Below are 12,620 nucleotides of genomic sequence, written 5' to 3' on the forward strand. Positions count from 1 at the left end.
TGGCATTTGACATTGTGCACGCTGTTGAGTTCTCAAGGATCGGACACACCCGACTTCAGGCCCTGTTCTGGGCTGTCGCTCCGGGGCAACTTGTCTAACTTACCCACCCAGCCAGTCGCTGTCAAATCGGCCAAACCGGGCAGTTTTCGGCATGCAAAGCACACCAAAACGCTCAGAAAACCCGACTCAACCAGCAACACACACTCGATGGGAGGCTTACTATCCTAGCCCAACTTCAACGCACTTGAAACAAGCACTCTCAGCTGATTTGGCTACGATCTGGTCCCACATGAGGCCGAAAAGCACTGCGGCTTTTCGCACCTTTGGGGTACGTATAGATACATTACGGCCACCACACCCACCCGTCAAAACGCACCCCACCCGGGCGTGTCGCCCGCGCCCGGGCCGGTCTGCACCCGCCACGCAGACCGACCAGCGTTGGCCGATGACGATCTCGACAAGCTCGATCAACGATCTATGGACCCGACTGCGCTCCGCGCCCCCCGGGCCCACTTTCTAACCCGGACCCAGTTCATAAACTGGGCCCACGGACGGGGCCTGGGCCCCGTCCTCAAAGCATGCGTAAACCGCGCGAGGAAAGCGGGCGAGGCAGCATCCGCTGGGCCGCACCCAGAACGACGACCGGGCCCACCTTCTAGCCCCGGGCCCAGTTTATAAACTGGGCCCGGGGACGGGGCCCGGGCCCCGTCCGGAATTGCACTGGTGGATGAGGGAGGTGTCGTGCGGGTTTGACCCGCACGGGGGAGACTGGGGAGGTGAGCCGATCCGGGAAGACGAAGCAGCAGCATCCGTTTGAGCATCGCGCGTGGATTCTGCGCCTGGGGTTTCGCCGGAGCCTGCTGCGGCCGGCCGATTCCGCCCGAAGCGACCGGGTCACCTACATCGAGCTGTTCTTCGACCTGATCTTCGTCTTTGCCCTCACCCAGCTGTCGCGCTACCTGTACGCCAACCAGTCCTGGGTCGGTGCGCTGGAATCGATCATCCTGGTGCTCGCGCTGTGGTGGCTCTGGGTATACACGACGTGGGTGACCAACTGGCTCGACCCGGCCAAGCTGCCGGTACGCGGCGTGGTGATCGGGCTGTCCCTCGTGGGTCTGGTGATCAGCACGTCGATCTACGAGTCCTTCGGCGATCAGGGGTTGGTCTTCGCCATCGCTTATGTCGTTCTGCAACTCGGCCGCACGGTGTTCATGGTGCTCGCCCTGGCCCGCCACGATCCGGCCCTGCACGCGACCTTTCTGCGCATTCTGCTCTGGCTGTCCGTGGCCAGCGTGTTCTGGATCATCGGTGGTCTCATGCCGTTGTCCGTGCGGCTTCCGGCCTGGCTGATCGCCCTGGCCATTGAGTATGGTTCGGCGAGCCTCGGATTTCGCATCCCCGGGCTGAAAGCGCCGGGCGTCGACGATTGGGATGTCTCCGGGCCGCACATCGCCGAGCGCAGCGCCCTGTTCGTGATCATCGCCGTCGGTGAGTCTTTTCTGGTGACCGGGTTTGCTTTCGTCGACCAGGAGGCATCCGCTCTGGGGATAACCGGGTTGTTTCTCGCCTTCGTCAACGGGCTGGCGATGTGGTGGCTGTATTTCGATCACGGCGAGCGAGCCGGCAGCAAGGCGATTGCGGCATCGAGCGAGCCGGGCCGCATTGCTCGGCTGGCATACACCTACGTGCATGCCATCATCATCGCGGGCATCGTGCTGACCTCGGTCGCCGACAAGTCGGTGCTGGAACACCCAGAGGATGCCATGACGCTGCCGGTGGCCGTGACCATCGTTGGCGGGCCGCTGTTCTACCTGGTGGGACTGTTGCTGTTTCGCTGGATCGTCACGCGCACCCTGCTCGTGTCGCACCTCGTGGGGATCGGGTTGCTCGCCCTGGCCGGTGCTGCGGGTGCTCTCTTGACCCCGCTCGGGTTGGGCGTCGTGACCTCGGTTATCTTGGTGATCGTCGCGGCCGGGGAGACGATCTCGCGCGTTCGCGCCGGCACGACCGACGACGACGCTGGCTGAGCGGATGCCGGGCCCACCTTGTGACCGCGGGCCCAGTATAGAAACTGGGCCCAGGGACGGGGCCCGGGCCCCGAACGTGGTGCGGACGGGGCAAGTGAGGACGTTGGACCCTACTAGTGTGCGCGCGCGAAAGTAATACTGAGATGAGTTGCATCGCTGAAACGGACAGGAAAGCAATCATGGGTTCACTTACGTATGACCGCGTCGTCGTGGAGATCGATGATCGCACCCTGGCGCACCTTCAGCTCGTGATTGCGCAGAAGCTGCGCCGGAGCGAGAGTTTTCTCCTGTCCTGGCAGGACTCCGCCGCGGTCGGTTCCGGTCACAGCTCGATCTGGATGAATCCGGCGATCCCGCTGTACTTCAAGTACGCCGGCGGACACGCGGCCAAGCTCAACCGACAGTGGATCGAAGACCTCAGCCGCTCAGCCAACAGCGCCCAGGGACTCTTCATCGTCAGTGAGGCCGGTTCCTTGCCCGCGACGACCCCAACCTCGCGGCCGAAGACCACGATCGAGGCGCGCACGACAGCGCGCACCGACACCGTGTTGGTTTAATCCGCGCTGCGCCCAGGTGCAAGCTGGATGACGAAAGCGGGCCCACGATCTTTGCGCGGGCCCGCTTTCGAATCCCTACCTAGTGCTTGGCGACCAGGGTCAGCACGTCGTAGGAGGCCACGAGCTCGTCGTTCTGATTGGTCAGCACGGCATCCCAGCGCACATCGCCGTAGTCGTCGGTCTCGCGCGGGGTAATCTGCTTCGCGGTGAGCGCGACGCGGATGCTGTCGCCGGGCGACACCGGCGTGACGAACTTCAGGTTCTCGAGACCCGAGTTGGCCAGCACCGGCCCAGGCGCCGGATCGACGAACAGACCGGCGGCCCAGGAGACCAGCAGGTAGCCGTGCGCCACCCGGCCCGGGAAGAACGGGTTCGCGGCGGCGGCTTCCTCGTCCATGTGGGCGTAGAAGGTATCCCCGGTGAACTGGGCGAAGGTTTCGATGTCGTCGAGGGTGACCGTGCGGTAATCGGACACGATCTGGTCGCCGATCACGAGTTCGGCCAGGCTCTTTCGGAACGGATGCGTGTCGCCGGCTCGCGCAGACGCGCCCTGGTGCCAGATTCCGGTGATGGCCGTGAGCATCTCGGGCGAGCCCTGAATGGCGGTGCGCTGCATGTGGTGCAGCACTGCACGGATACCGCCGAGCTCTTCACCGCCGCCGGCCCGCCCGGGTCCGCCGTGCACGAGCTGCGGCACCGGCGAACCGTGCCCGGTGGAGGTGCGGGCGTCATCGCGGTCGAGCACCAGCACGCGGCCGTTGAAGGCCGAGATGCCGGTCATCAAGGCGACGGCCACTGACGGGTCGTGGGTGGCGATACTGGTCACGAGCGACCCGCCACCCCGGCGCACGAGGGCGATGGCCTCATCGAGGGTGTCGTAGCCGAGCACACTCGAGACCGGGCCGAAGGCCTCGACCTCGTGCACGGCGGCAGCGGAGGCGTCGTCGAAGCGCAGCAGCAGCGGCTCGACGAAGGCACCGTCGGGAGCGAGCGCGGTCGTGCCGTCTGCGTGGAGAACGAGCGGAGCATCCGTTTGGCCGACGACCAGCTTGCCGCCGGCCTCCTGCAGGCGGGCAACCTGCTTGAGCACCTCGAGGCGCTGCGCGGCGGAGGCGAGCGGGCCCATGGTGACTCCCTGGGCGCGCGGGTCGCCGAGGACGATGCGCTCGGTGATGCGCGCCTGCACGGCCGCGATGACGTCATCCATGGCCGCACGCGGCACGATGACGCGGCGGATCGCGGTGCACTTCTGGCCGGCCTTGACCGTCATCTCGGTGACGACCTGCTTGACGAAGGCGTCGAATTCGGGGGTTCCGGCGGCGGCATCTGTTCCGAGAATCGAGGCGTTGATCGAGTCGGTCTCGTTGGTGAAGCGCACTCCCCCGGTCTGCACGGAGTCGCTCGCGCGCAGCTTCTCGGCGGTGGAGGCCGACCCGGTGAAGGCAACAAGGTCGCCGAGGCGCACGTCGTCGAACAAACTGGGCACGCTGCCGGACACGAGCTGCAGCGAGCCCTCGGGCAGCAGGCCGGAGTCGGCGAGGATGCGTACGAAGGCCTCGGCGAGGTAGCCGGAGGGCGTCGCGGGCTTCACCAGAGTCGGCACCCCGGCGAGGAAGGCCGGTGCGAACTTCTCCAACGCGCCCCAGACCGGAAAGTTGAAGGCGTTGATCTGCACGGCCACTCCGGGCAGGCGTGAATAGATGTGGCGGGCGATGAAAGAGCCGTCCTTGGAGAGCGGCTCAACCGGCCCGTCGACGTAGACGCGGGCGTTGGGCAGCTCGCGGCGTCCCTTGGAGGAGTAGCTGAACAGCACGCCGATGCCGCCGTCGATGTCGACCCAGGAGTCCACCTTGGTGGCGCCGGTACGGCTGGACAGCGCGTAGAGCTCCTGCTTGTGCTCGGTCAGCAGCAGCGCCATCTGCTTGAGCAGAACGGCACGCTGGTGAAAGGTGAGCTCGCCGAGCGATTTCTGGCCGACGGTGCGGGCGTACTCGAGGGCGGCGGCGAGGTCAAGGCCCCGGGTGCTGACGCGGGTGACGACCTCACCGGTCGAGGCGTCACAGACGTCGACGGCGGCGTCTGTGGAAGTCGGGGTCCACCAGGCGCCCTGAACGTAGCTGGGCAGGATGGTCATCATGGGGTCTCCTTCAATGCGCGTGCGGGGTGCGGTATCGGTGCGGGCGGGCATCAGGCTTCGTCCCAGCGGTAGAAGCCCTGGCCGGACTTGCGGCCGAGCTTGCCTTCGGCGACGAGCTTGCGCAGCAGCGCGGGCGGTTCGAAGCGGGCGCCGAGCTGCTGGTGCAGGTATTCGGCGATGCCGAGCCGCACGTCGAGCCCGACCAGGTCGGTCAGTTTCAACGGCCCCACCGGATGCTTGTAGCCCAGCATCATCGCGGCATCAATATCCGAGGCGCTCGCGACACCCTCCTCGAGCATGCGGATGGCTTCGAGCCCAAGGGCCACGCCGAGGCGCGACGAGGCGAATCCGGGGGCGTCACTGACGGTGATCGGAGTCTTGCCGAGCGCGGAAACCCAGCTCTGGGCATCCGCTACCAATTCGGGCGAGGTAGCGCTGCCGGTGACGAGTTCGACCAGGTTCGAGGCGGGCACCGGGTTGAAGAAGTGCAGGCCGAGAAAGCGGGCCGGGCGCTTGAGCTCGTCGGCGAGGTCGTCGATCGAGATCGACGAGGTGTTACTGGCGAGTGCGGCATCGGCGGGAAGGTGGGCCTCGACCTTCTGCAGGGCTTCCACCTTGAGTGCGCGTACCTCGGGAACGGCTTCGACGACGAGTTCGCGGTCGCTGAACAGGCCGAAATCGGCGCCAACGGCGAGGCGGGCCTCAAGCTCGGGGCGGGTCTCCCCGGTAGCGCCGCGGGTGATACTGGCGTCGACGGCGCGCAGCACTCGCTCGCGGGCGGCCGCAGCCTCGGTGTCGTCGCGCTCGACCAGAGCCACGTGGGCTCCCGCGAGCAGGAAGGCGTGGGCGATTCCGGCGCCCATGCGCCCGCCGCCGAGCACGCCGACGCGATCAGGCACGCCACTTTCGCCGCGGTCACCGAGTTCAAGTTCAGACACGCTCATCAGACACGCTCCAAAATGAGGGCCGAGCCCTGGCCGACGCCGACACACATGGTGGCGAGGCCGTGCTGGGCGTTTTCCCGCTCCATGCGGGCGAGCAGGGTGACGACCAGGCGTGCACCGCTTGACCCGAGCGGATGCCCGAGCGCGATCGCGCCGCCGTCGCGGTTGACAATTTCTTCGTCGAGGCCGAGGCGGCGGATGCACGCGATCGACTGGGTGGCGAAGGCTTCGTTGAGTTCGATGGCGCCGAGGTCGGCGAGGCTCAGGCCGCTGCGCTCGAGGGCTCGCTGAGTGGCGGCGACCGGCCCGAGGCCCATGATCTCCGGGGCCAGGCCCACGTTGGCACCGACCACGATGCGAGCGCGCGGCGTGAGGCCGTACTTTTTCACGGCCTCGCCGCTCGCCACGAGAACCGCGGAGGCGCCGTCATTGAGCGAGCTCGCGTTGCCGGCTGTAACGACGGAGCCACCGGCGACAATGGGCCGCAGGGCGGCGAGGCCCTCGAGGGTGGTCTCGCGGCGCAAGCCCTCATCGACGAGGACCTCGCCCTTTTTGGTAGGCACGCCGACGATCTCATCGACGAAATGGCCCGCGTCGATCGCGGCGGCGGCGCGCTGGTGGCTGCGAAGGGCGAAGGCATCCGCTTCTTCGCGGGTGATGCCGTCGAGGCGGGCGACCTCTTCGGCGGTCTCGGACATCGAGAAGGTGGCTTTGTCGCGGGCGGCGAGTTTGGGGTTCACGAAACGCCAGCCGATGGAGGTGTCGAACTGGGCACCGGGCTTGGCCCAGGCGCGGTCGGGTTTGGCCTGCACCCAGGGGGCGCGGGTCATCGACTCGACGCCGCCGGCGATCATGAGATCGGCGTCTCCGGCGCGGATTGCCTGCGCGGCCATGGTGATCGCCGACATGCCCGAGGCACACAGCCGGTTCACGGTGATCCCCGGCACGTGGTCGGGCAGCCCGGCCAACAGCCCGGCCATGCGGGCGACGTTGCGGTTGTCTTCGCCGGCCTGGGTGGCGGCGCCGAAGATGATCTCTTCGACCAGGCCCGGATCGATGCCGGCGCGGCGCACGGCCTCGCCGACGACGAGCGCGGCGAGGTCATCGGGGCGAACTGTGGCCAGCGCTCCGCCGTACCGACCTACGGGGGTGCGTGCTCCTCCAACGAGGTAGGCCTCAGCCATGTTTTCTCCTGACGACGGTGTCTGCGTGTGCGTGTGGAAACGAGTCGTAACTTACCGACCGTTCGGAAAGTAATTCTGGCAGACGGATGCTCGCGCGGCAACTCCCGAATTCTCAGTCGGTGCCGACGCGAGCGGTCACGCCGACTAAATGGTCTGCACCAGAATCGATGCCACCACGATCGACGCCGTCGTGACCGTGGTGAAGCCGCCCACGAGCATGGGAGTGATCAGCTCATCAAAAATCGCCTTTTGCTCGTCTGCAGTGCGCCCCACGGAACGGCTGATTTCCTGGCAGAGAATGTAATCCCCCGGAAAGCCAAACATTGCCGTCAAAGCAACGGGAATGCCCTTCAGCGGGTCCCACTTGAAAATTTTCGAGGCGATCCACCCTCCGCCGATAATGCCGATTCCGCCAACGCCGAGGATCAGCAGCACGGGCCAGAATGCCTGAAGCATGTCGTTCCAGGTGACCGAGCTCATACTCGCGAGGACGACCACGATGACCGTCGCCATGGCGAGACCGAAAGCATTTGCCCGCTGCATTGCCTTGGGCGGGAAAATTCCGAGCACGTGGCCAATGATCCCGATTGCCAGCGCCCAGATTCCATAGTTGACACCGGTGATCGATCCCAGCAACGTGGCTAAACTTCCCGAAGCCAGCAACAGCATCAGGATGATGGTCGGTTCCTGAAAGCGTTCCGGCAGCAGCTGAATTTTTTTCGCTGTGGTGGTCGCGGGGCGCGCCTGCAGGTGGGTGGCAAGTGCGGTGCGCGCACCGGCGGCACTCACACGGTCGGTGCCGCCATCGGCACTTGATGCGATCGAGTCTGATGCGGAGGTCGGTTGCAGCTGTCCGCCGTCACGAAGTTTCACCGCGTACTTACGCAGAAGAATGTTCGCCAGCGGCATGCCGATGAGGCTTTGCACGCCCAGCACGAGTGCGGGGATGACGACGAGATGATTCAGGCCCAACTCGGTCAGTCGCTCAGCGGTGATGATGTAGGCAAGGATGCCCCCGGTCACCGGCCCGGCACCGGCCACGGCCGTGGCGTAACCGAGGATCGGCGACACGACCAGCAGGATCAGCCCCGCACCGAGAACGATTCCGAACAGTGCGATCAAGATCGCTTTGTATTGCGAGCGGAGCTGACTGATCGGTATCAGCGTGCCCATGTGCGTGATGACGGCCGCCACCAGAAGCGAGCCCACGGCCGCAAACGCCGAGTTCGGTATCAGGTCGGCCGGCAGGACGCCGGTCCAGATAAGCACGAGATAGCCGACGAAGATAATCAGGAGGGACGGTATCCAGGCCTTCGACAGAATGGAAATCACCTCGCCGACGGCGAGGAGCAGAATAATCACCGTAGCGACATAAATCGGTTGTTCTAACATCAATCCAGGCCTTTTCTTCTCAACACTGAGCGAAACGTTCCGACAGGCGACGGGGCGAAATCAGCTACGCGGGGAACTGGTTTCGGCCGTCCTTCCACACCTGGTCGATCATGGTGGGGAGTGAGGCGAGCTGGTCGACGGAGTCCAGGCGAGTGTTCAGAACCACGGCGTCCGCCAGGTACGACGGAGCCAATCGCCCAATGGATCCGATGGGAGTGATGAGCTCTCCGGCCACCGACGTCGTGGCTGCGAGCACCTGCTCGAGTGTCATGCCCACTCCGGCGAGCAGGGCCAGCTCCTGCAGGTTTTCGCCGTGCACGCCCACCCCGGAGTCGGTGCCCATGGCGATGCGCACACCGGCGGCGACTGCTCGCCGAATGGATTCGCGGTGAATGTCAATCACCTGGTGGGCTTTCGCGATGACCAGCGGCGAAAGTCCGCTCTGTCCCGATGCCGCCTTGCGGATGACAGCCTCCGGCGCGGCAAGGGTGGGAACGAGGTACGCGTTCTTTTCCAGAAACAGGGCGATGGCTTCGTCGTCGAGATAGATTCCGTGCTCAATGGTGCGCACGCCCATGCGCAGAGCGTTCTTGATTCCGGCAGCTCCCTGCGCGTGCGCCATGACGTATTTGCCCTGCGCTTCGGCCTCGTCCACGATGACCCGAATCTCGGCCTCGGTGAATTGCGAGTGGCGCGGGTCGTCCGTGGGCGAGAGCACACCGCCGGTCGAGCAGATCTTGATTTGGTCGGCGCCGGCCCGAAGCATGCGTCGAGTGACCTTGCGCACTTCTTCGACTCCGTCCGCGATTCCGCTTGGGCGGCCGGGGTGCGATCCCATGGTCGGGGACTCCACGCCGGACGGCTGCCAGAAGTCCGCGTGCCCGCCGGTTTGGGACATGATGCTGATGGCTAGCCGAAGGCGCGGACCCTTGATCAGTCCGCTGTCAACGGCAAGCTTGGTGCCCAGATCGGCGCCGCCAGCGTCGCGTGCCGAGGTGATTCCGGCGCGCAGGGTGGCTTCGAGATTACGCACCGATTCGTAAAACTGCAGGGAGAACGGTTCGGTGAAGGCTTGGAGTGAGCCCGGATTCGACGTTGTGGAGTGAATGTGCAGGTCGATCAGCCCGGGCAGCACCGTCTTGCCGCTGCAATCGATCACGCTGGCGTTCGCGAAGGCCGGGTCCGATCCTGCTTGCGGGCCAACCGCCGCGACAGTGGTTCCGGTGAACACGATGTCCGCCGGCTCGGGAAGGAACCGTTCGCCGTCAAAAACGTGGGCATTCTGAAAAACAGTGGTGGAGACAGTCATGAGGACCTTTCAGTGGGTGCCGGCGGGGCGACCGGGGAGCCCATCGGCTGCGTCAGTGCGGCCGATCCTCGTGCATTTCCCCCGGTTGCCTACAACTGATCGTGCCCCTAATGGGGAAGAAAACAAAATGAGCACCCACCGAACGGTGGATGCCCATCTTGTCTACAAACGAATCTTCAAGCGGATGCTAGATGCTCGCGAGTTCGCGCACGGCCGCGTCACCGGGGGTGGCGGAGGTGTAGCTCGCGTCGATCTCGGCACGGTCGAGCAGCTCGTCCATGCGGCGCTTGCGCTGCTTGGGAATGAGCGTCACGACGGTTCCGGTCTTGCCGGCGCGGCCGGTGCGTCCCGCGCGGTGGAGGTACGTCTTGTACTCGTCGGGGGCATCGGCCTGGATGACCAGGTCGATGTCGTCGACGTGGATTCCGCGAGCAGCGACATCCGTTGCGACGAGAACGTTGACCCGGCCGCTGGTGAGCATCTGCAGGTTGCGGGTGCGGCGGGCCTGGTTGAGGTCACCGTGCAGGCTGGTGGCCTTGACTCCGGCGTCTTCGAGCTGGTCAGCGAGCTGCTCGGCGTAGGCACGGGTGCGGCTGAAGATGAGCGTCTTGCCCTCGCGGTTGACGAGCTCTTCAATGATGCGGCCCTTGTCGCGGTGCTCGATGACGAGCACGCGGTGGTCGATCGTCGAGGAGGCCTGGTCTTCACCGGCAACCTCGTGCACGGCCGGGTTGGTCAGGAATTCCTTGACCAGCGAGGCAACGCCCTTGTCGAGGGTCGCGGAGAAGAGGAGCTTCTGGCCGCCGGCTTTGGTCTGGCGCAGGATGCGCTGCACCGGCTCCAGGAACCCGAGGTCGCACATGTAGTCGGCCTCGTCGAGCACGGTGACGACAACTTCGGAGAGGTCAAGACGACCCTGGTCGATGAGGTCTTCGATGCGACCGGCGGTGCCGATGATGATGTCCACGCCGCGCTGGAGGGCGCTGACCTGACGGTACTGGGGAACTCCGCCGTAGATCTGGGTGGTGAAGAGGCCGACGCTGCGGGCGATGGGCTGCACGGTGCGGTCGATCTGCAGGGCGAGTTCGCGGGTCGGGGCCAGGATGAGCGCGCGGGGCTTGCGGGCCATCTTGCGGTCCTTGGCTCCGTTGTTCTCCATGAGTTTCTCGACGAGGGGAGCACCGAAGGCAATGGTCTTGCCGGATCCGGTCTTGCCACGGCCAAGCACGTCGCGCCCGGCGAGCACGTCGGGGATGGTCGCGGCCTGGATCGGGAACGGTGACGGAGCACCAAGGGCGGCGAGCTCGCGCACGATGTTCTCGCCGAGGCCCAGGTCGCCGAAGGTCACACCGACGACATCGGATGCCGTCGTCGCGATGGCTTCGAGACGCTCGAGTACGACGTCGTCGCCGCCGGCGAAGCTCGGCTTGGCGCCGTGTTCGCTGCGCTTCGGGTAGAACTTGCTGTCGCCATCGCTCGGGCGGTCGTTACCGAAGTCGCGACGGGGCGCACGCTCGGCGCGATCACCGTAGGACGGACGCTCCGTGCGGGCCGGACGGTCGTTGTTATAGGCCGGACGATCTGTGCGCGGGGCACGGTCACCGTAGGACGGACGCTCCGTGCGGGCCGGACGGTCGTTGTTATAGGCCGGACGATCGCTGCGCGGGGCACGGTCACCATAAGAGGGACGCTCCGTGCGGGCCGGACGGTCGTTGTTATAGGCCGGACGATCTGTGCGCGGGGCACGGTCACCGTAGGACGGACGCTCCGTGCGGGCCGGACGGTCGTTGTTATAGGCCGGACGGTCGTTGTTATAGGCCGGACGATCGCTGCGCGGGGCACGGTCACCATAAGAAGGACGCTCGGTGCGCGGAGCACTGTTGCGGTCGCCATAGGCCGGACGGTCGTTGTTATAGGCCGGACGATCGCTGCGCGGGGCACGGTCACCATAAGAGGGACGCTCGGTGCGCGGAGCACTGTTGCGGTCGCCATAGGACGGACGGTCGTTATTATACGACGGACGGTCTGTGCGGGGGCGGTCGTTGTTGTATGCAGGGCGCTCGTTGCGCTCGCTGTTGGTACGGCCACCGTTTTCGGGGCGAACGGAACGCGAGCCGTAAGCCGGACGCTCGCCCGAGGGGCGCTCGTTCGAACGCGCGGCGCGCTCGTCAGCGTTCCAGCGCTGCTTCTTGGGGGCTCCCTCGTCAGCGCGGTAGCCGCGGTGTCCGGGGCTCTTGCTGCCGGCGTTGTTGGAACCGCCGTGGCCCGATCCGCCCTTGGAGTATTTGGGATCGAAGTTCTTACCATTACGACCGACGGTGGAGTTGTGCGAATTGCCTTGAGGCATAAAGATATCTCTGGGTTGTGTTCAGTACATGGCAGAACAACATCGCACATGCGACGTAACTGAGAACCCGAGCAATCTGTGGTCGGGGCCGTTCACATACAGTGATTTTTCACCAGCGGATTACTGGGAAACCGGCCCAACTTGACTTACAAACCCATCCGCGCACAGCGCGGTGTCAAGAGCCGACTTGTCTACGCTACCCGATACACCCGGAAAAGTCACGCGCAAGTGTGCACATTGTCTCGCTCTATTCTGATGACATGACCATTTCGATCAGTATTGAGCAGCCCCGGCAGGCTGACGTCGAGGCCCTACTGGCCGCCGGAACCGTCTTCGCATACTCGCTCTACCCCGTGGAGAACACATTCCTACTTAGTACTGACGAACTCGAGCGTCCGGGCGTCGCCGTGTATGTGGCCCGCGATGCGCACGGGGCTGCCTGCGGCATGGCGGCTCTGGTTCCGCTGGACTCCGCCGACACGGCCGAACTGAAGCGACTGTTTGTGCACGCCGAGGCTCGGGGCCGCGGTGTGGCCGGCCGCCTGCTCGACCGCATCGAAGCGGATGCCGCTGGCCGCGGCATCCGCTCGCTCGCGTTGGAGACCGGCACGCTGCAGGACGCGGCGGTGGCGCTCTACCGTCGTCGCGGCTACGAGCAGATCGACCTGTTCGGCCCGTATGTCGGCGAAGAGCTCAGCCTCTGCTTCGCCAAGAGCCTCTGAC

9 protein-coding genes are annotated in these 12,620 nt (G+C 65.4%); 3 read left to right on the top strand and 6 right to left on the bottom strand.

Annotated features, from left to right (window positions below; all coding sequences use genetic code 11):
* The first annotated feature begins 776 nt into the window (after positions 1-776).
* Both BLS91_RS00005 and BLS91_RS00010 read left to right on the top strand, forming a co-directional pair.
* On the top strand, positions 777-2,027 hold the full coding sequence (locus tag BLS91_RS00005) for a low temperature requirement protein A (protein ID WP_158252793.1): 1,251 nt from the start codon (positions 777-779) through the stop codon (positions 2,025-2,027).
* A 179-nt stretch (positions 2,028-2,206) separates the two neighbouring features.
* Complete coding sequence (locus BLS91_RS00010; protein ID WP_241983044.1) at positions 2,207-2,584, top strand: DUF7882 family protein; 378 nt, start codon at positions 2,207-2,209, stop codon at positions 2,582-2,584.
* 79 nt (positions 2,585-2,663) lie between these two features.
* Here the strand turns inward: BLS91_RS00010 and paaZ are convergent, their stop codons facing one another.
* The 6 genes from paaZ to BLS91_RS00040 form a co-directional block, all read right to left on the bottom strand.
* On the bottom strand, positions 2,664-4,721 hold the full coding sequence (gene paaZ / locus BLS91_RS00015) for a phenylacetic acid degradation bifunctional protein PaaZ (RefSeq protein ID WP_092338012.1): 2,058 nt from the start codon (positions 4,719-4,721) through the stop codon (positions 2,664-2,666).
* 50 nt (positions 4,722-4,771) lie between these two features.
* Positions 4,772-5,665: a 3-hydroxyacyl-CoA dehydrogenase family protein gene (locus tag BLS91_RS00020; RefSeq protein ID WP_092338014.1), complete on the bottom strand. Its 894-nt coding sequence runs from the start codon at positions 5,663-5,665 to the stop codon at positions 4,772-4,774.
* Positions 5,665-6,849: a thiolase family protein gene (locus BLS91_RS00025; protein WP_092338016.1), complete on the bottom strand. Its 1,185-nt coding sequence runs from the start codon at positions 6,847-6,849 to the stop codon at positions 5,665-5,667. The genes BLS91_RS00020 and BLS91_RS00025 overlap by 1 nt, the downstream gene beginning before the upstream one ends.
* Before the next feature lie 144 nt (positions 6,850-6,993).
* Positions 6,994-8,241, bottom strand: a complete 1,248-nt coding sequence (locus tag BLS91_RS00030) for a hypothetical protein (protein ID WP_104129885.1) — start codon at positions 8,239-8,241, stop codon at positions 6,994-6,996.
* A 64-nt stretch (positions 8,242-8,305) separates the two neighbouring features.
* On the bottom strand, positions 8,306-9,550 hold the full coding sequence (locus BLS91_RS00035; protein WP_092338020.1) for a metal-dependent hydrolase family protein: 1,245 nt from the start codon (positions 9,548-9,550) through the stop codon (positions 8,306-8,308).
* A gap of 187 nt (positions 9,551-9,737) precedes the next feature.
* Positions 9,738-11,897 carry a DEAD/DEAH box helicase gene (locus tag BLS91_RS00040; RefSeq protein WP_092338021.1) on the bottom strand — a complete coding sequence of 720 codons (2,160 nt, stop codon included), beginning with the start codon at positions 11,895-11,897 and terminating at the stop codon, positions 9,738-9,740.
* Positions 11,898-12,157: 260 nt separating this feature from the next.
* Here BLS91_RS00040 and BLS91_RS00045 point away from each other — a divergent pair, with 260 nt between their 5' ends.
* Complete coding sequence (locus BLS91_RS00045) at positions 12,158-12,619, top strand: GNAT family N-acetyltransferase (RefSeq protein WP_092338750.1); 462 nt, start codon at positions 12,158-12,160, stop codon at positions 12,617-12,619.
* The last annotated feature ends 1 nt before the right edge of the window (position 12,620 follow it).

Origin of the sequence: Cryobacterium flavum (assembly GCF_900103805.1) — a bacterium.
Taxonomy (GTDB): domain Bacteria; phylum Actinomycetota; class Actinomycetes; order Actinomycetales; family Microbacteriaceae; genus Cryobacterium; species Cryobacterium flavum.